Origin of the sequence: Bacillus sp. J33 (assembly GCF_000518885.1) — a bacterium.
GTDB lineage: Bacteria > Bacillota > Bacilli > Bacillales > Cytobacillaceae > Cytobacillus.
Map to the genome: position 1 here is coordinate 1 of NZ_JAEL01000070.1, position 19,984 is coordinate 19,984.

A 19,984-nucleotide genomic window follows, 5' to 3' on the forward strand; every position below is an offset into this window, starting at 1 on the left:
TCCTGCGGGAGAAGCGTGTCAGCGGGAGACCCCGCAGGTGCGAATGCACCGAGGAGCGTCGGACCGCCCGCGGAAAGCGAGTGCCTGGAGCGGAAATCAACAGGCAAATTTAACAGAGCCTTTATTTTAAGAGGAAATGAAAAGCAGCCATGCCTTAAATGAGAAAGGAGTACACAAATGGATACTCTTGTGGAAATACAGGACGTAACAAAGGTTATAAGCGGCAAGACCATTATTGATTCTGTCAGCTTTGAGGTAAGAAAAGGTGAAGTATTTGGATTCCTGGGTCCAAATGGCGCAGGCAAAACCACCACTATCCGAATGCTGGTTGGGTTGATTGGCATCACCTCAGGAGATATAAAAATTCTGGGGAGCAGCATCAGAACGGATTTTGAAAAAGCGATTTCCCATATTGGCGCTATTGTTGAAAATCCAGAGATGTATAAGTTTTTGTCCGGTTATCAAAACCTTGTTCATTATGCACGAATGTCCAAAGGCGTAACAAAGGAGAAGATTGATGAAACAGTGGAGCTGGTGGGCCTGACAGATCGGATACATGATAAGGTAAGGACTTATTCTCTAGGCATGAGACAGAGGCTGGGACTGGCACAGTGTTTATTGCATGATCCTAAAATTCTTATATTGGATGAACCTACTAATGGGCTTGACCCAGCTGGGATTAGAGAGATTCGGGATCACCTTAGAATGCTGGCAAGGGAGAAAGAAATGGCCGTTATTGTCTCAAGCCATTTATTATCCGAGATGGAAATGATGTGTGACCGGATTGGCATTATTCAAAATGGAAAGCTGATAGATGTCCAGCATATCAGTGATTTTGTACAGGGAAAAGAAAAAGTCTATGAAATTGAAGTGAATGATCCTGATAAAGCAAACACTTTATTAAAAGAGGCGCAGCCTGGACTGCCTATTCAGCTGACTGAAAATAGTGTGGTTCTCCCGCTTGTCCGTAACGATATACCAGACATCATTACAAAGTTCGTCCAAGCGGGCATAAAGATATTTGCCGTGCGTGAAGTAACAAAAACATTGGAGGACCGTTTCCTGGAAATTACAAAGTACATGGAGGATGACGGCAATGCTTAGATTAATTCAGAATGAATGGATGAAAATTTTCAGGCGCCCAGGCACTTATGTCATGCTGGGAATGCTGTTAATCATGACATCCGTTGCTGGCGCTTTTATTAAATATCAGGAAAGCGGGGGAACAGTCCCTGATAATGCTGAATGGAAAAGAGGGCTGCAAACGCAAAATGAAAGCTATCAAAGGCAGCTTAATGAAATGGGGGAGATGGCTCCAAGAGAAATACAGGAACAATACCAAAGAGAGATTGCGCTTAATACATATAGGATAGATAACGACATTTCACCGAACCAGGAATATTCTATATGGGGATTTGTTTCAGATACATCTCAGCTGATTGAATTTGCCGGTTTGTTTACAATCATTATTGCAGGCGGCATCGTTGCAAGTGAATTTAACTGGGGAACCATAAAGCTATTATTGATTAGGCCAATCAAAAGAGAAAAAATCTTGGCTGCAAAATATATCACAGTTGTTCTTTTCGGTTTCCTGATGCTGTTCATCCTCTTTGCCTATTCAGCATTCCTGGGAGCCGTCCTTTTTGGATTTCCGGATGAAGCTGTCCCTTATTTATACTATTACAATGGTACCGTTATAGAACAAAGCATGGGTCTTCATCTGATTTTTTACTATGGTCTAGAATCAATTCATATGCTTATGCTTGCAACTATGGCTTTCATGATTTCCGCGGTTTTTAGAAATAGTTCTCTGGCAATTGGACTTTCCTTGTTTCTCATGTTTATGGGCGGACAGGTTACAAGGCTAATTGCGATGAAATATGACTGGGCTAAATACAGCCTATTTGCCAACACTGATCTATTGCAGTACTTTGAGGGGATCCCGGTGATTCAGGGCATGACACTTGGATTCTCGGTTATAATGATCTTTATTTATTTCATGATATTTCAGGTGCTTGCTTTTTATGTATTTAGAAAAAGGGATGTTGCTGCGTAGGAGAAAAGGATATAAAAAATCGTAAAAGGTATGGCTTAAGCCATATCTTTTACGATTTTAAAAGCTTATCATAAACCGCAGCTAAAGCCTGTTCAAACTTCCCTGTTTTCTTAGGCTGATAATATACCTTGTTTTTTATTCGATCAGGGAGGTATTGCTGCTTGACCCAGCCGGATTCATAGTCATGAGGATAAAGATAGTCAATGCCTCTTCCTAGATCTTTTGCACCTTTATAGTGTGCATCCTTAAGGTGATCAGGAACTTCCCCGCTTTTGCCTGCCCGGATATCGGCAATAGCAGCATCCAAGGCTTTATAGGCAGAATTGGATTTTGGGGAAAGGCAAAGTTCAATCACGGCATTGGCAAGTGGAATCCTTGCTTCCGGAAATCCAATCCTTTCTGCAGTCTCGATGGCTGCGAGTGTTCTGGCACCGGCTTGGGGAGAGGCCAGTCCGATATCTTCATAGGCAATAACCAGGAGGCGTCTGCAAATGCTCTGAAGGTCTCCCGCTTCAATCAGTCTGCCTAAATAATGAAGGGCGGCATTTACATCGCTTCCCCGTATTGATTTTTGAAATCCAGATAAAACATCATAATGCGCATCACCATCTTTATCATGTGTAAAGCTTTTGCGCTGGATGCACTCCTCTGCAACAGACAAATCAATCCTGACAACGCCGTCTTCATCTGCGCTTGTTGATAAGACAGCGAGCTCCAGTGCGTTTAGCGAGCTTCTGACATCGCCATTTGAAGCAGTTGCCAGATGGGTGAGTGCTTCATCAGAAACGTCTGTTTCTTTATTGCCCAGCCCCCGCTCATGATCCTTTAAAGCTCTAGTCAGCGCTTCTTTGATATGTTCAACTGATAACGGCTTCAGTTCGAAAATTTGGCAGCGGCTTCTAATAGCGGGGTTAATAGCATGATATGGATTGCTTGTTGTTGCACCGATTAGCGTGATGCTTCCATTTTCAAGATAGGGAAGCAGGAAATCCTGTTTTCCTTTATCCAATCTGTGGACCTCATCAAGCAGCAATATAACCTTTCCGGACATTTTGGCCTCTGCTGCCACAACTTCCATATCCTTTTTATTATTGGTAACCGCGTTCAGAGTGCGAAAAGCATATTTAGTGCTGCCTGCTATTGCGCTTGCAATCGAAGTTTTGCCTATTCCAGGCGGACCGTAAAGAATCATGGATGATAGCTGTTTAGCCTGTACCATCCGATATATAATTTTCCCTTCTGAAACAAGATGCTCCTGGCCGATGATTTCGTCTATCGTTCTGGGACGCATCCGAAAAGCGAGAGGTTTAATGCTCAAAAAAATCACCCCAACCTTTTACAGGCTTTTGACCTTATTCATTCTATATATTCTCAGGCTCTTATGCCAGAGAACGATACACATATTTAATAAGATACCATAACAAACCTCCTTGCAAAATGAATATGGTATCTGGGCTTGCAGGAAGGCCTATTTGGAACCCCTCCCCACCTTTTCCTCCTAAAATATGCTATAATGTCAAAAGTCTATAACTTTACTAAGGATTAATAAAAATTAATTACTGCCTGTCCAGCGGGGAGCGTAATCACATGATGTTAAAGAATAAAGGGCAGATTGGCCCAAGGTTTCTAGTGTATTTAACCGGGCTCCTTGTTATGAGCCTTGGAATAGTTTTATTAATTGTAGCTGATTTAGGGCCTACCCCCTGGGATGTTCTCCATGTCGGATTGTATTACCGGCTTGGCCTGACAATCGGAACCTGGTCCATCATTGTTGGGATATTTATATTAGCAGCTGCAGCATTGATATCCAGGGAGTTCCCGCAGTTTGGGGCTTTTTTGAATATGGTGCTCATTGGACTTTTTATCGACATGTATTTGATTTTGCCATTCATGCAGACACCGAATGCGCTTGGCGGAAAAATGGCCATGTTTGCGGCGGGGATTGTTATTTACTGCTATGGCATGGGACTGTATATCTCAGCTCAGCTTGGAGCAGGACCGCGCGACAGCCTGATGATTGCTTTAACAGCAAAAACCGGCTGGAAGGTCAGGAATGTAAGAGGCTTAATGGAGGTTATCGTATTAGTGATTGGATGGAAGCTGGGCGGACCTGTGTTTTGGGGAACCGTTGTGCTCAGTTTGGCAGTCGGCCCGATTGTAGGGGTCGCTTTGCCGCAATGCCAGGCTTTAACCAGCAGATTTTTGGCAAAGCTTAAAGGTGAAAGAGATATTTATATGAAACAAATGCTGAAAGAAAAGAATAGAGGTGCCAGTTGATGAAAATATCTACTAAAGGCCGTTATGGGTTAACCATTATGATTGAATTAGCAAAAAAACATGGTGAGGGTCCTACCTCCTTAAAATCGATTGCCCAAACAAATGACTTATCGGAGCATTATCTGGAGCAGCTTATTGCTCCGCTCCGCAACGCAGGACTTGTTAAAAGCATTCGCGGTGCTTATGGCGGCTATATTTTAGGAAAGGAACCAACAAAAATAACAGCCGGTGATATTATCAGGGTTCTGGAAGGGCCGATCAGTCCGGTGGAAGGCATTGAAGATGAAGAGCCCGCAAAGAGAGAACTTTGGATGAGAATCCGCGATGCAGTAAAAGATGTGCTGGATAACACTACACTTGAAGACCTCGCCAGCCATACAGATACAGGCGAATCGGATGCTTATATGTTTTATATTTAATGGTGTGTTAAAAAGCATGGCTGATATTTTGGTATCCTGTTGGTCTGAGCAAAAAGAGAGTATCCTCAAAAATGAATTAGTACTCCCTTTGAGCAGTGTGAATTCAAGATCCTTTTTCAGCGTCCAGCTGAAGGGCATGTCAAAGGGGCCCCAGCAGGAGTTAACCAGCGCAGAGGAGTGACAGGCGTCCGCTGAAATTGTGTCCTTGGTGAGGAATTGATCAGGCAAGTTTAAAAAAAGTCTTTTTACTAAATTGAAGCTGTTAGCAAGAATAATTCCTATATTTATAGGGAAAATGCAAGTAGCAGGACAAAATAAGTAGGTGAAATAGATTGGAACGAATTTATCTTGACCATGCAGCAACCTCCCCTATGCATCCCGATGTAATTGATCGGATGACAGAGGTTATGAAGACAGAATTTGGAAACCCGTCAAGCATCCATTTCTTTGGACGCAGTGCCCGGCATATCATTGATGAAGCACGTGCAGCTTTAGCGAAAAGCATTGGTGCGAATGCGAATGATATTATTTTTACGAGCGGCGGAACTGAAGCCGATAACCATGCGATATTTGGGGTAGCAGAAGGATACCGTGAGAATGGCAAGCATATTATTACTACCCAAATTGAACACCATGCAGTTTTGCATGCATGTGAGCTGCTTGAAAAACAAGGCTATGAAATAACGTATTTGCCTGTTGATCAGGATGGACGTGTATCGATTGAGGATGTATCTAAAGCATTGAGGGATGATACCATTCTTGTGACAATCATGTACGGGAACAATGAAATCGGCACATTACAGCCTATTAGGGAAATTGGACAGCTGATTTCTGGACATTCTGCCATATTCCATACTGATGCAGTTCAGGCATACGGCCTTGAAGAAATGGATGTAACTGAATTAGGTGTCGACTTGCTGTCTGTCTCAGCTCATAAAATAAATGGCCCAAAAGGCATTGGCTTTTTATATGCCCATCCGAACGTGAAACTATCGGCAAGGCTGTATGGCGGAGAACAGGAACGGAAGCGACGGGCGGGAACAGAAAATGTTCCTTCTATCGCTGGCTTCCAGAAGGCCGTACAGATTTCCGGGCAGGAGATGGCACATAAGCGGAATGAATACAAAGCCTTCAAAACTCTTTTTATGGCCAAGCTTAAGCAGGAAAACGTTGAATTTGAACAGAACGGATCTCTTGATTATTCCCTGCCGCATGTACTAAACTTAAGCTTCCCCGGAACAAATGTAGAAGCTATGCTTGTAAATCTTGACTTAGCGGGAATAGCCGCTTCAAGCGGGTCGGCATGTACTGCAGGATCCATTGACCCTTCTCATGTGCTTGTCAGCATGTTTGGGAAAAAATCAGCTAAGCTGCAAAACTCCATCCGATTTAGCTTCGGGCTTTTTAATACAAGAGAGCAAGTCGAAATAGCTGCAGGTGAAACAGCCAAAATTGTGAAGAGGCTGGCTAAATAATAAGCTGGTAGGAAAAAAATGCATCCTTAATTATATAAAAGGTGTGTTTTCTTAAGGAATTGAGGTGAATATAGATGAAAAAAGAACCAAAGGAGACCCGAGTGGTAGTGGGAATGTCCGGTGGTGTAGATTCCTCTGTTGCAGCCCTTCTATTGAAGGAACAGGGTTATGATGTAATCGGCATTTTTATGAAAAACTGGGATGATACGGACGAAAATGGGGTTTGTACGGCTACAGAAGATTATAATGATGTAATTCGCGTCTGCAACCAGATCGGAATTCCCTATTATGCAGTAAACTTTGAAAAACAATATTGGGATAAAGTGTTTACTTACTTCCTTGAGGAATATAAGGCAGGAAGAACACCAAATCCGGATGTAATGTGCAATAAAGAAATAAAATTTAAGGCATTCCTTGAGCATGCCATGAACCTTGGCGCTGATTATTTGGCTACCGGGCATTATGCCCGTGTTGAATACAGGGAGGGTGAGCATAAGATGCTTAGAGGCCTTGATGAAAACAAAGACCAAACTTATTTCCTGAATCAGCTAACACAGGAACAGCTTGAAAAAGTCATGTTTCCAATCGGTGAAATTGAAAAGTCAAAAGTACGTGAATTGGCTAAAGAAGCTGGCTTGGCAACAGCAACAAAGAAAGACAGTACCGGAATTTGCTTTATTGGCGAGCGGAATTTCAAAGAATTCCTTGGAAATTATTTGCCTGCCCAGCCTGGCAATATGGAAACGATGGACGGAAAAGTGGTCGGCAAACATGATGGCTTAATGTACTATACAATTGGTCAGCGGCATGGCCTTGGCATTGGCGGAGCGGGTGAACCGTGGTTTGCAATCGGCAAAGATTTAAAGCGGAATGTTTTATATGTGGGACAAGGCTTCCATAATGAAAAGCTTTACTCTGATTCCATTATTGCTGTTAACACGAGCTGGGTATCGAATGTGGAAAAACCTCAAACATTTGAATGCACCGCGAAATTCAGATACCGCCAGGCTGACAGCAAGGTAAAAGTTGAAATCCTTGGGGACGGCAAAGTTCGTGTGGTTTTTGACGAACCAATCCGTGCTGTCACACCTGGACAAGCTGTTGTCTTTTATGATGGGGACGACTGTCTTGGCGGAGGTACAATTGATGAAATATTCAAGGATGGAAAACGCCTGGATTATGTTGGATAAGCATGGCTTAAAATGCCCCGATTCTTTTTGATAAAAGAGTCGGGGCATTATTTTTGCATAGATGTTTTAGTTTATTGTTGTTTTGTGCTCCCTGTTAATTGAAGTTGAAGGCGGTAGCTCATTGAAAATGCTGCCGTTATTTCCTTGGTGCGGAGATTATTCAAGGCTGCTTATTCAATGTCCTGCGGGAGGAGCATGTCAAAGGGAGACCCGCAGGCGTGAATGTGCCGAGGAGCGTCTGTCTGCCCGTACGCCGCTGAGTGCCGGGAAAGGAAATTAATCGGCAAGTTTTTCAGGCCTTTCAAAAACCTGAAGGAATAATCGCTTTAAAAAGCACGGCCTAAAATATGCTATACTTTCATTTGAATGGAGTGATTGATAATGGATAAAAACCAAATGGGTATTCAATATATGCAAGAAGGAAAATGGGAAGAAGCAGCGAAGACTTTTATGGAAGCGATCGAAGAAGATCCTTCAAATCCGGTGTCCTATATTAATTTTGGAAATGTGTTATCCGCTGTAGGAGAAAATGAAAAAGCGCTAAAGTTTTATGAAAAAGCTATCGGCCTTGATGAGAATGCCGGGGCTGCTTATTATAGTGCAGGAAACTTATATTATGAAATGCAGCAATTTGATGAGGCAAAAAAAATGTTTGAAACAGCTATGAAGAAAGGACTGGAAACCGGGGATAACTTTTTTATGCTCGGCATGACACTTGCGGCACTTGATCAGGGGAAACTCGCCTTGCCTTATTTGCAGCGCAGTGCAGAATTGAATGAAAATGATGCAGAAGCACATTTCCAGTACGGCCTCTGTCTTGCTCAGTTAAATTATATTGATGAAGCAATCGTGCAAATGAAAAAATGCATTGAAATTGAACCTGAGCATGCAGATGCCTTTTATAACCTGGGTGTAGCTTTTGGTTTTAAGGAGCAGGAAGAAGAAGCTCTGGCTTACTTTAATAAGGCACTTGAGATTCAGCCTGACCATATCCTGGCTGGATATGAGAAAAAGCTCATTGAAAAAGGCGATGCCGAATAGAAGTAAGATCATTGTATAAGGGGAGGGGAATACGATGGAAAAACAGGACTCCATGGATCTTTTTGCCGAACAGGGAAAATTTATAAAAGGCAGGCATCTTGTCACCATTTTTCATAATGAGCAAAATTTATATACGGTTTTGCGCATTCGGGTGGATGAAACGAATGATTCTTATGATGAGAAAGAGGCAGTCATTACTGGCTATCTCCCCAAGATGCATGAACATGAAACCTATATTTTCTACGGAGAATTCAAGGAACACCCAAAATTCGGCGTCCAGTTTCACGCAAGTCATTACCGTAAAGATCTTCCCCAAACCAAACAAGGTGTAGCCAATTATTTATCTAGTGAGCTATTTAAGGGCATCGGAAAGAAAACTGCAGAACAAATCGTTGAGACCCTTGGGGAAGATGCGATTTCCCGAATTCTTAACAAACCTTCCCTTCTTGATAAGGTTCCAAAGCTTTCTCCGGATAAAGCAAAAATGCTTTATGAAACGCTTATGGAACACCAGGGCCTAGAGCAGGCCATGATTGCTCTCAACCAGTATGGGTTTGGCCCGCAGCTTTCCATGCGAATATATCAGGTTTATAAAGAGGCAACTATTGAAGTGGTACAAAACAACCCATATAGACTTGTAGAGGATATTGAAGGAGTGGGGTTTGGCCGGGCCGATGAACTTGGCTTCCAGATTGGTATTTCAGGAAGTCACCCTGACCGGATTAAAGCTGCCTGCCTTTATATACTGGAGATGGAAAGTATGCAAGCAGGACATGTTTATGTAGAGGCTAAAGGTCTTCTGCAAAGCGTGAAAAAGCTGCTGGAAGAAAATAAAAGGGACCAGATTGAATATAAAGAGATTTCCAATGAGCTGATTAAGCTTGAAGAAGAAGGCAAAATAATGGCAGAAGGCCAAAAAATATACCTTCCATCTCTTTATTTTTCAGAAAAAGGACTCGTAACCAATATTAAGCGCATTCTAAAGCAAACACAGTATGATGAACAGTTTCCAGAGTCCGAATTCCTTTTGGCCCTTGGAAAACTGGAAGAGCGCCTTGGCGTTCAATATGCACCTAGCCAAAAAGATGCCATTCAAACAGCCCTTATGTCCCCTATGCTAATTCTTACAGGAGGACCTGGAACAGGTAAGACAACCGTTATTAAAGGAATTGTGGAACTTTATGCTGAACTGCATGGCTGTTCGCTTGATCCAAAGGATTATAAAAAGGAAGAGCCTTTCCCCTTCTTGCTGGCAGCTCCAACTGGAAGAGCTGCCAAACGAATGTCTGAGTCAACAGGATTGCCTGCTGTAACGATTCACCGTCTTCTGGGGTGGAATGGGACAGAGGGGTTCGACCGGCACGAAGAAAGTCCTTTGGAAGGCAAGATATTGATTGTGGATGAAACTTCCATGGTGGATGTATGGCTTGCAAATCAGCTGTTTAAGGCGTTGCCTGAAAATATGCAGGTGATTCTGGTAGGCGATGAAGATCAGCTTCCATCAGTTGGACCGGGCCAGGTGCTCAAAGACCTTCTACGGTCGGAACGAATCCCAACGGTCCGGTTAACCGATATATATCGCCAGGCGGAAGGGTCATCTATTATTGAGCTGGCCCATGAAATGAAGAAAGGCAAACTTCCGGGGGATATCTCTGCGCAGCAGGCGGACCGTTCATTTATCAAATGCCATCCGGGCCAAATTGCCAATGTTGTAGAAAAAGTGGTTTTGAATGCCAAGAAAAAAGGCTATTCATCAAAAGATATTCAAGTGCTTGCCCCGATGTATAGAGGTCCTGCAGGAATCGATAAGCTCAATGAAATATTGCAGGAAATCCTTAACCCAAATCCCGATGGAACCAGAAAAGAGCTGGCTTTCGGTGATGTTAAGTACCGGATTGGCGATAAAGTTCTTCAGCTTGTCAATCAGCCGGAGAATAATGTTTTTAATGGGGATATGGGTGAAATTGTTTCAATCTTTTATGCAAAGGAAAACACGGAAAAGCAGGATATGGTTGTAGTTTCCTTTGACGGGGCGGAAGCTACCTACACAAGGCAGGACTTGAATCAAATCACGCATGCTTATTGCTGCTCTGTCCATAAATCACAGGGGAGTGAATTCCCGATTGTGATTTTGCCGATTGTGAAAAGTTATTATCGGATGTTAAGAAGAAATCTTCTTTATACCGCTATTACACGCAGCAAGCAATTTTTAATTCTGTGCGGGGAAGAAGAGGCATTAAAAATTGGAATTGAGAGGGCAGATGAACAGGCACGCCTCACAACTCTATCTGAAAAGCTCGTAGAAGCGATCCCGTCAGATGCAGGGACTCAAGAGGCTGTAGCTGATCTGCCATTGTCTGAAACACTCACACTCGAGGAAAGGCTTCTCAAAGCTGACCCAATGATCGGAATGGGAAATATAACACCGTATGATTTTATGGAAAAAGAATATAGCTAAAAAGGAACAGTCTAAAAAGGCTGTTCTTTTTATATAGGCTGTATTAAAGCTTTTTGTTGATTTTAGAACCCTATAGGTTGGAGCGGAAGGTGCGAATGCACCGGGGAGCGTCAGACCGCCCGCGGAAAGCAAGTGCCTGCTCCGGAAACTACTGGAAAATTTGACAGGGACTTAATATATGATTCAGGCGAAGGGGTGTATTTATGGGCAAATGGAATGAAGAAGCCGCGCCGAATAATAATATGGCATCGGAAGAACTGGCAGCTTCCAATCTTATATCAAAAGATACTGTACAAGCAGCAGCTAACCAGAGTGATACAGAAAAAGCAAAAAAGAGCCCTGGAAATAGAAGGACATTGTAGTCCTGTTAAGTTATAAAATGTTAATACAAAGGAGAAATGATGTTAGTGGAAAAGAAAGCGAGAAGCTCTCTCCTCAACCTTCATGGCGTAAAAAAGCGTAAACAGCCAAAACAGCAGGAATTTGAGTTTTCCGAAGAACTGTCTGACGGTGGGGAAAGGAATGAGCGATTTAATAAACCAAGATATAATAGGCGTTAAATAAGCACAAGTGGACCGGGCTGCCAAAAAAACTTATTGGCTCCTATGGCAATGGTTTTCCGTCATGTTTTCTAAAGGGACAGAGAAAACTATAAATGTTCGGGAAGGTGGGATATTCCTTGCGGACATTTTCATTATTAAAAGGGCTGCCTGTTTTGGAAGTGAAAACGGGCAATAAAATAGGCGATGTTTTTGATTTATCCATTTCAGGCAATGGTCAAGTAAAAGGACTGCTTCTGCGAAAGGGCGGCCTGCTGAAAAAAAACTATCTGATTGGGATTGAGGATGTAGCCTCGTTTGGATGGGATGGTGTTATGATTGAAGATTCCTCTGTTTTAAAAGCAATTCCTAAAATTGATGAATATACATTTGAAAGCCATAATCGATTAACAGGAAAGATGTTAATGAGCAGAGAAGGCGAGAGGCTTGGATTGCTGGAGGATGTATATTTTTCAGAGGAATTGGGGACGATTGTAGGGTATGAACTGTCGGATGGCTTCTTTTCAGATGTGCTGGAAGGAAAACGTGTTATAAAAACCGATGAACCCCCTGCAATTGGAAAAGATGCCATCATTGTCAATGTAAAATAGTGAGGTGTCTTTTCCATGCTAAAATGTCCAAATTGCCAAAGCAAAGATATCGGGAAAATTGGTATAAACCAATTTTATTGCTGGAATTGCTTTATTGAACTTTCATTGTCCAAAGGAATTATTAATACCCATCAAGTTGAGGAAGATGGAACACTCAGCTCCCTTGATGATTTATTTGAAGAAGACGAGCGCCGGTACCTTTCGTGAATCTGGATGAAAGAGGTGAGACGATTGAACAGAATGTTAACCTCTGCAATGTTAATAGGTGCAGGCATGGCTGCTTATAATTTCGCTCAAAAAAATAACCTAATGTCAGGTCGGCAGATGAGAAGGATGCAAAAAAGAATAACAAGAGCTTTGTTCTAAAGTGAAATTAGGCTGGTCCTCTGCCAAGACGAGGGCCAGCTTTTTTGATGTTTTGGAAATTCTAAAATCCAAACATGTGATTAACTTTGTGAAAAGCTTTCAGCATTTAGCTGGCGTTCCATTATTCAAGCGCTTTTCGCTTTTGTTCATGAAATGGCTTCATGCATAATTCCGCAAGAAGCTCTCACAATAAAAGTAAGGAGGCGGACTTTATTGGATATTCGATTGAGATGGTACTACCGGCTTGGATTTCTGCTTCTTTTGTTTATTGTGATTTTTATTTTCTTAAAGCTTCAGGCTATATGGATGCCTGTTCTGGAAATTCTTTTTGCAGTCGTCATTCCTTTTATTATTGCGGCTTTTATTACATATCTCCTGCACCCTGTAGTGGAGAAACTTCATGAAACAGGGATGCATAGAGGAATCGCGGTTTTTATTATCTACTTTTTCTTTTTTGGCGGCATTGGCATTGCTTTATATAAAGGAATACCAGCTTTTATTCATCAATTGAGGGACCTTGCAGAAAATGCTCCCCAGTTTGCTGATCAGTATCGGGTATGGATCAATGTCATACAGCAAAAGACTTCAACATGGCCGGATGGCCTTCAGTCCAGAATTGATGAAGGAATAATCGCAATGGAAGGTGCCTTGGATATACTGCTTACAAGTGTTATTAATTCTTTGTTGAACGTATTAAACTATGCAGTGATTATTGCTGTCATCCCATTTATCTCGTTCTATCTGCTGAAAGATTTTACGATAATGAAAAAGGCTGCCTGGTATTTGACGCCCAGAAAATGGAGAAAGGAAGGAGTCTTATTTTTAAGGGATATAGATAAATCGCTTGGAAGCTATATAAGAGGACAGCTCTTAGTATGTGCCGCAATTGGCACAATTTCCTTTTTCCTTTTTTGGGTTTTCGGGATGCGTTATCCTCTCTTGCTCGGCTTGATCATTGGAATTACGAATGTGATTCCATATTTCGGCCCTATTATTGGAGCTATACCGGCTGTCATCATTGCTTTCACTTTATCCGTTAAAATGGTTGCCGTTACGGTAGTGATTATTATTGTCCTACAATTCATTGAAGGAAATATCCTTTCCCCTCTTATTGTTGGAAAAAGCCTTCATATGCATCCTCTGTTAATTATGCTGGCTTTGCTTGCAGGCGGTGAGGCAGGAGGGATATGGGGGCTGATCTTTGCTGTTCCCATTTTGGCAGTCTTAAAAGTAATTCTCATACATGCCAAAAAGCATTTTTCAAAGAGGACCGATCCAAAATTCACGGGATCTTAACGGCTGTATTGACAAGGTTCCTGAAAAGTCGCTATAATGCGTCTATATAGTTAAATTTAAACCATGTAAACATGAAGACGGAATGAGTATGTTATAGACCATCTGCGTGGATTGGCAATCGTTTCAATCCACATAAGAGAGGGAGTTCCCAGGCTGAAAGGATTCCCAGATGAAGGATAACAGAAAGCTAATCCCGAGTGCAGCTAATCCCTGCCGTTTATCCGCGTTAAGGATCTGAGAGATGGAATAGAAGCTAATAGCCCAGGTGGCACATAGCTTATTTCCATAATCAGGGTGGTACCGCGAGTAAGTTCTCGTCCCTGTCCAGGGATGAGGGCTTTTTTTGTTGCCTTTTTAAGGCATATTCAAGTACATAATTTAGGAGGCTGGATAAAATGAAACAATTAACAGGTGCAGAAATTCGCCGAATGTTCTTAGACTTTTTCAAGGAAAAGGGCCATGCTGTTGAACCAAGTGCATCCCTTGTTCCGCATGATGACCCTTCCCTGCTTTGGATTAATAGTGGGGTAGCAACTCTTAAAAAGTACTTTGACGGGCGCGTTATTCCTGAAAATCCAAGAATCACAAATGCCCAAAAATCTATTCGTACCAACGATATTGAAAATGTCGGGAAGACAGCAAGGCACCATACTTTCTTTGAAATGCTCGGGAATTTTTCAATTGGCGATTATTTTAAAGAAGAAGCCATTATTTGGGCATGGGAGTTTCTTACAGATGAAAAATGGATTGGCTTTGAGGAAGAAAAACTTTCTGTTACCATTCATCCGGAAGATGATGAAGCTTTTAAAATCTGGCGCGAAAAAGTTGGCGTTCCGGAGGAAAGAATAATCCGCCTTGAAGGAAACTTCTGGGATATTGGAGAAGGCCCAAGCGGTCCGAACACAGAAATTTTCTACGACCGCGGCCCTGAATATGGCAATGATCCTGAAGATCCTGAATTATATCCTGGCGGGGAAAATGAGCGCTATTTAGAGGTCTGGAACCTTGTATTTTCTGAGTTCAACCATAATCCCGATGGAACGTATACTCCGCTTCCAAAGAAAAATATTGATACAGGCATGGGACTTGAACGCATGGCATCAGTCGTTCAAAATGTTCCAACCAACTTTGATACAGATCTATTTATGCCGATCATCCGCGGAACAGAAGAAATATCCGGCAAAAAATATGGTGCAGCAAAAGAAACGGATGTTGCTTTTAAAGTAATAGCCGACCATATCCGTACGGTTGGCTTTGCTGTGGGAGATGGTGCTCTTCCTTCAAACGAAGGCAGGGGGTATGTACTGCGGAGATTGCTTCGACGCGCAGTGCGCTATGCAAAACAGATTAATATTAACGAGCCGTTCATGTATGAACTTGTACCGGTTGTAGGGGAAATCATGCAAGACTACTATCCGGAAGTAAAAGAAAAAACAGAATTCATTCAAAAGGTAATCAAGAATGAAGAGGAACGTTTCCATGAAACACTACATGAAGGGCTGGCTATTCTTTCTTCAGTTATTAGAAAAGAAAAGGAAGAAGGCAAAGATACCATTCAGGGGGAAGATGTTTTCCGTCTGTACGATACTTATGGATTCCCAGTTGAACTGACAGAGGAATATGCAGAAGAAGAAGGAATGAAGGTCGATCATGATGGCTTTGAAAAAGAAATGGAAAGGCAGCGTGAGCGCGCGCGTTCTGCACGTCAGGATGTAGATTCCATGCAGGTTCAAGGCGGAGTATTAGGAGAATTGAAAACAGAGAGCAAGTTCGTAGGGTATGACAGATTGCAGACCGAAGCGAAAGTGGCAGCGATTGTTAAAGAGGGGCAGCTGGTCGAGGAAGCACAGGCCGGGGAAGAAGTTCAGCTGATTCTTAATGTAACGCCATTTTACGCTGAAAGCGGCGGCCAGATTGCTGACCAGGGTATTCTTGAAGCAGAAGGTCTTAAAGTTGCCATAAAGGACGTTCAAAAAGCTCCAAACGGACAAAATCTTCATAGAGCAATAATTGAAGAAGGCACATTAAAAACGGATGCAGCCATATTTGCTTCCGTAGATGAACAAATCCGTTCAAAAGTAATTAAGAATCATACAGCTACTCACTTGCTTCACCAAGCCCTTAAAGATGTATTGGGCAGCCATGTAAATCAGGCAGGATCATTAGTCGGACCGGACCGCCTCCGCTTTGACTTCTCTCATTTCGGGCAGATTACTGCAGAAGAACTGGAAAAAGTTGAATCTATCGTAAACGAACAAATTTGGCAAAGCCTTGAAGTAGATATTGACTTTAAAGATATCGATGAAGCAAAGGCAATGGGGGCTATGGCTTTATTTGGAGAGAAATACGGTAAGATTGTCCGTGTTGTTCAGGTTGGAGACTACAGTCTTGAACTTTGCGGCGGATGCCATGTTTCGAATACAGCGGCAATAGGCTTATTTAAGATTCAGTCAGAAAGCGGGATAGGAGCAGGGACACGCAGAATTGAAGCAGTGACCGGCGAGGCTGCCTACAAGCTGATGAACGACCAAATCCATATTTTAAAAGAAGCGGCAGGCAAGCTTAAAACAAATCCAAAAGATTTGGCTTCAAGAATTGATGTATTGCTGGGAGAAATGAAACAGCTTCAGCGCGAGAACGAATCATTAGCTGCAAAGTTGGGTAACATTGAAGCAGGAAGCCTTGTCTCAAAAGCCAAGGAGGTAAATGGTGTTACAGTCCTAGCTGAAAAAGTGCAGGCGGCAGATATGAATAACCTTCGCAATATGGCTGATGATCTAAAGCAAAAACTTGGGTCAGCGGTTGTTGTATTAGGCAGCGTAAATGAGGGCAAAGTGAATATTATTGCTGGGGTAACAGAAGATCTGATCAAAAAAGGCTTCCATGCCGGCAAGGCGGTAAAAGAAGTTGCTTCCCGATGCGGCGGAGGAGGCGGCGGCCGTCCGGATATGGCGCAAGCTGGCGGAAAGGATCCAGAAAAACTCGATACTGCCCTACAATTTGTAGAAGAATGGGTTAAATCCGTTTGATATCCCGGAAAAGTAGTGTAAAATGTAGGTAACCAAGAGAGATTGTTCATAATCAGGAAGAAGCAGCTTGTTCTACACCATGTTTTCCTGTCAGGAACAAGATCATATATTGATCGCTCTGTATATTCAGGCAGCTTCAACAGGCCAAACCGTTATGAAGAGCTGGGCAAGCTGGATATTTCACCGGAATATTAGAATCCAGAACATCTGATGCAAATCCGGCCGAATAGGCTATCCTAACCCTTCATACAGAAAAGCGAGGTGTAAGAAATGAGCTCATTTGATAAAACAATGAGGTTCAATTTTCCTGAAGAGCCAATCGAACAAGATGTGAATGAAGTCCTTTTTCAGGTTTATGGTGCGCTTCAGGAAAAAGGGTACAACCCAATTAACCAAATTGTCGGTTACCTGTTGTCCGGGGATCCAGCTTATATTCCCCGCCATAAAGATGCGCGCAATATCATCCGCAAGCTCGAACGGGACGAGATCATCGAAGAATTGGTTAAATCATATTTAAAACAGCGTCGTGAGGGATAAACATGCGGATTATGGGACTTGATGTCGGCTCTAAAACAGTCGGTGTCGCTCTAAGTGATGCGCTGGGATGGACAGCACAGGGCTTGGAAACCATCAAAATCAATGAAGAAGAAAAAAAGTTTGGTTTTGAGAGAATTGGTGAAATAATAAAAGAGCATGAAGTCAGTAAAATTGTCGTCGGCTTGCCAAAAAACATGAATGGAACCATAGGCCCTCGCGGAGAGGCAAGCAAATTCTACGCTTCAGAACTGGAAAAACGATTTGGCCTGCCAGTGGTGCTTTGGGACGAGCGCTTATCCACAATGGCAGCTGAAAGAGTTTTGCTGGAAGCTGATGTCAGCCGCAAAAAACGGAAAAAGGTCATTGATAAAATGGCAGCCGTCATGATTTTACAAGGCTTTTTAAATAGCCAAATTTAATGAGGTGAAAGAAATGAACCATGGAGACAACAACATTACTGTAATTGACGAGGAAGGCAACGAACAGCTGTGTGAAGTACTGTTCACGTTTGATTCCGATGAATTCGGAAAATCATACGTACTTTATTACCCAGTTGGAGCAGATGAAAATGATGATGAAGAAATTGAAATTCATGCATCAGCTTTCAGTCCTAGCGAAGACAGCAAGGACGGAGAATTGCAGCCAATTGAAACAGAAGAGGAATGGGACTTGATCGAAGAAATGCTTAACACATTCCTGGAAGAGCAAGAAGACTAAAAACCGGCCTGCGGGCCGGTTTTTTATTTGTGTGTGGTAAATCGGAAAGGAGCAGTGAGCATAAACATGGCTGTGGAAATAAATGGCGAATTTTAAGGATTTTTGTTATATCCTGCGACTTCAAAAAGAAAATATAGTATAATAATCCGAGATGTATAGGTAACATAGAGAACTATACGTTTTTCTTAGGCCAGTTGGCAAGCATACCGGCTGTTTTTACTAGAGAATGAAACCAGAGATAAGGAAATAGCCTGTCTTTACAGATAAGAGCCAACGTCTTTGGAACGGAGGGGATTTGTGATGTCGACAGAAGAGAAAAAAGGAAAGAAGGAAGTCATTCGCGAAAAAATGATCGAACGGCAAAGTGAAGCGAAGGTTGTTCGTAAAATTGTACTGATTGCGGCTATTATATTAATTCTATCAGCTGTTGCAATTATAGGCGGAGGTTATTTTTATATAAACTCTGCTTTAAAGCCTGTTGATCCTGAAAGTGATCAGCAGAAGAAAGTAGAAATTCCGATTGGCTCCTCTGTAACGGGAATTGCTAATATATTGGAGGAAAATGGGGTTATCAAAGATGCGCGTGTTTTTAAATATTATGTAAAGTTCAGGAATGAAGCTGGTTTCATGGCAGGCGAATATGTATTAAAGCCTTCCATGACGATGCCTGAAATTCTGGATAGCTTAAAAACAGGGAAAGTCATGGAGGAACTCGTCTTTAAAATTACAATTCCAGAAGGAAAGCAGCTTGAGCAAATCGCTGGAATAATTGGCGAAAAGATCGATCAAAAGCCGGAAGCAGTGTTGAAAAAACTTAATGACAAGGCTTTTATAGAATCCTTAATGGCTGAATACCCTAATTTGCTGACAGAAGAAATATTAGCGGAAAATATAAAATATCCATTAGAAGGATATTTATTTCCTGCAACATACCCATTCTACAAAGAAGAAGTAACAATAGAGGAAGTAGTAAAAGTAATGCTTGATAAAACACAATCAGTCATCAATGAGTACCGTGGAGATATGGAACAGCAGAAATTCACTCCGCATAAATTATTGACAATGGCTTCGCTGATCGAGGAAGAGGCAACTGAAAAAGTTGACCGCGATCAGATTGCAAGTGTATTTTACAACCGGATAGAAACCGGCATGCCGCTGCAGACAGACCCAACAGTCCTTTATGCGCAAGGTGAACATAAATCAAGGGTTCTTTATAAAGACTTGGAGATTGATTCTCCATATAACACATATAAGTATCCTGGCCTGACACCTGGACCAATTTCGAACGCGGGCATATCATCCATTGAAGCCGCATTGCTTCCGGCTGAAACGGATTACTTATATTTCCTTGCTACATCATCAGGAGATGTATTGTTCTCCAAGACATTGGATGAACATAATCAAAAGAAGGCACAGCATATCACCAATAATTAAGATTCCAAAAAAAGGGGGACGCTAAAAATTAGCATTCCCCTTTAAATTATGGTAAAATAGATCAGGTGTTTTAATAGGGCTATGCAATAGCGTAAATCACGGACAAGCATGGATTAGGCTCAAAGAGCCGGAATGCAGCACAGCGCATTTTCACATCCTATCTGTGAACGCTATTTTTTCATGTCTAAATAGAAAAGCGGAGGCGACTGNATAGGGACGACAAGCATAAGACGATTCCCGCAAGAAGGTGTTTTATCCTTCTGGAGGGAANCNGCTTATGANCTCGAGTCCCTAGGAGCCGCAGCTGGACAATAGAAAAGCGGAGGCGACTGNANAGGGACGACAAGCATAAGACGATTCCCGCAAGAAGGTGTTTTATCCTTCTGGAGGGAANCNGCTTATGANCTCGAGTCCCTAGGAGCCGNAGCTGGACAATAGAAAAGCGGAGGCGACTGNANAGGGACGACAAGCATAAGACGATTCCCGCAAGAAGGTGTTTTATCCTTCTGGAGGGAAGCGGCTTATGANCTCGAGTCCCT

20 protein-coding genes are annotated in these 19,984 nt (G+C 42.4%); 19 read left to right on the forward strand and 1 reads right to left on the reverse strand.

The genetic code is table 11. The features are described 5' to 3' along the window. The first annotated feature begins 177 nt into the window (after positions 1–177). Positions 178–1,104, forward strand: a complete 927-nt coding sequence (locus L634_RS0118670) for an ABC transporter ATP-binding protein (RefSeq protein WP_026583759.1) — start codon at positions 178–180, stop codon at positions 1,102–1,104. Beyond that, positions 1,097–2,056, forward strand: a complete 960-nt coding sequence (locus L634_RS0118675; protein WP_026583760.1) for an ABC transporter permease — start codon at positions 1,097–1,099, stop codon at positions 2,054–2,056. Before L634_RS0118670 ends, L634_RS0118675 begins: the two co-directional genes overlap by 8 nt. 49 nt (positions 2,057–2,105) lie before the next feature. Here the strand turns inward: L634_RS0118675 and L634_RS0118680 are convergent, their stop codons facing one another. Further along, positions 2,106–3,368 carry a replication-associated recombination protein A gene (locus L634_RS0118680; protein ID WP_198029793.1) on the reverse strand — a complete coding sequence of 421 codons (1,263 nt, stop codon included), beginning with the start codon at positions 3,366–3,368 and terminating at the stop codon, positions 2,106–2,108. A 275-nt stretch (positions 3,369–3,643) separates the two neighbouring features. On the opposite strand from L634_RS0118680, the gene L634_RS0118685 reads away from it, so the two are divergent. The 17 genes from L634_RS0118685 (at position 3,644) to mltG (ending at position 19,445) form a co-directional block, all read left to right on the forward strand. Beyond that, the gene (locus L634_RS0118685) at positions 3,644–4,333 is read left to right on the forward strand and encodes a YczE/YyaS/YitT family protein (RefSeq protein ID WP_026583762.1); all 690 of its coding nucleotides are present in this window, start codon (positions 3,644–3,646) and stop codon (positions 4,331–4,333) included. Next, positions 4,333–4,752, forward strand: a complete 420-nt coding sequence (gene cymR / locus L634_RS0118690) for a cysteine metabolism transcriptional regulator CymR (RefSeq protein ID WP_009333072.1) — start codon at positions 4,333–4,335, stop codon at positions 4,750–4,752. Before L634_RS0118685 ends, cymR begins: the two co-directional genes overlap by 1 nt. Before the next feature lie 332 nt (positions 4,753–5,084). Further along, on the forward strand, positions 5,085–6,227 hold the full coding sequence (locus L634_RS0118700; RefSeq protein WP_026583764.1) for a cysteine desulfurase family protein: 1,143 nt from the start codon (positions 5,085–5,087) through the stop codon (positions 6,225–6,227). 74 nt (positions 6,228–6,301) lie between these two features. Beyond that, positions 6,302–7,417, forward strand: a complete 1,116-nt coding sequence (mnmA, locus tag L634_RS0118705) for a tRNA 2-thiouridine(34) synthase MnmA (protein ID WP_026583765.1) — start codon at positions 6,302–6,304, stop codon at positions 7,415–7,417. A gap of 381 nt (positions 7,418–7,798) precedes the next feature. After that, the gene (locus L634_RS0118715; protein WP_026583766.1) at positions 7,799–8,458 is read left to right on the forward strand and encodes a tetratricopeptide repeat protein; all 660 of its coding nucleotides are present in this window, start codon (positions 7,799–7,801) and stop codon (positions 8,456–8,458) included. Between the two features lie 34 nt (positions 8,459–8,492). Beyond that, positions 8,493–10,916 carry an SF1B family DNA helicase RecD2 gene (gene recD2, locus L634_RS0118720; protein ID WP_026583767.1) on the forward strand — a complete coding sequence of 808 codons (2,424 nt, stop codon included), beginning with the start codon at positions 8,493–8,495 and terminating at the stop codon, positions 10,914–10,916. Between the two features lie 203 nt (positions 10,917–11,119). Continuing rightward, positions 11,120–11,278: a hypothetical protein gene (locus L634_RS33920; protein WP_198029791.1), complete on the forward strand. Its 159-nt coding sequence runs from the start codon at positions 11,120–11,122 to the stop codon at positions 11,276–11,278. A 45-nt stretch (positions 11,279–11,323) separates the two neighbouring features. Then, positions 11,324–11,476 (forward strand): hypothetical protein, encoded by a 153-nt coding sequence (locus L634_RS33925; protein ID WP_198029792.1) that lies wholly within the window; start codon positions 11,324–11,326, stop codon positions 11,474–11,476. A 119-nt stretch (positions 11,477–11,595) separates the two neighbouring features. After that, complete coding sequence (locus L634_RS0118735; protein WP_026583768.1) at positions 11,596–12,066, forward strand: PRC-barrel domain-containing protein; 471 nt, start codon at positions 11,596–11,598, stop codon at positions 12,064–12,066. A gap of 15 nt (positions 12,067–12,081) precedes the next feature. Next, entirely contained in the window at positions 12,082–12,273 is a 192-nt protein-coding gene (locus L634_RS0118740; protein ID WP_026583769.1) for a hypothetical protein, read from the forward strand. Positions 12,274–12,306: 33 nt separating this feature from the next. Further along, the gene (locus L634_RS32850; protein ID WP_269521618.1) at positions 12,307–12,432 is read left to right on the forward strand and encodes a YrzQ family protein; all 126 of its coding nucleotides are present in this window, start codon (positions 12,307–12,309) and stop codon (positions 12,430–12,432) included. 213 nt (positions 12,433–12,645) lie between these two features. Then, a complete protein-coding gene (locus L634_RS0118755; protein ID WP_026583770.1) occupies positions 12,646–13,728 on the forward strand; it encodes an AI-2E family transporter in 1,083 nt (360 codons plus the stop codon). A gap of 395 nt (positions 13,729–14,123) precedes the next feature. Then, a complete protein-coding gene (gene alaS, locus L634_RS0118760; RefSeq protein ID WP_026583771.1) occupies positions 14,124–16,757 on the forward strand; it encodes an alanine--tRNA ligase in 2,634 nt (877 codons plus the stop codon). A gap of 270 nt (positions 16,758–17,027) precedes the next feature. Further along, complete coding sequence (locus L634_RS0118770) at positions 17,028–17,294, forward strand: IreB family regulatory phosphoprotein (RefSeq protein ID WP_026583772.1); 267 nt, start codon at positions 17,028–17,030, stop codon at positions 17,292–17,294. Between the two features lie 2 nt (positions 17,295–17,296). Beyond that, positions 17,297–17,713, forward strand: coding sequence for a Holliday junction resolvase RuvX (gene ruvX, locus L634_RS0118775; RefSeq protein ID WP_026583773.1), 417 nt, complete (start codon positions 17,297–17,299; stop codon positions 17,711–17,713). Between the two features lie 13 nt (positions 17,714–17,726). Continuing rightward, positions 17,727–18,011, forward strand: a complete 285-nt coding sequence (locus L634_RS0118780) for a DUF1292 domain-containing protein (RefSeq protein ID WP_026583774.1) — start codon at positions 17,727–17,729, stop codon at positions 18,009–18,011. Between the two features lie 300 nt (positions 18,012–18,311). Beyond that, positions 18,312–19,445 carry an endolytic transglycosylase MltG gene (mltG, locus tag L634_RS0118785; RefSeq protein ID WP_026583775.1) on the forward strand — a complete coding sequence of 378 codons (1,134 nt, stop codon included), beginning with the start codon at positions 18,312–18,314 and terminating at the stop codon, positions 19,443–19,445. Positions 19,446–19,984 lie beyond the last annotated feature (539 nt).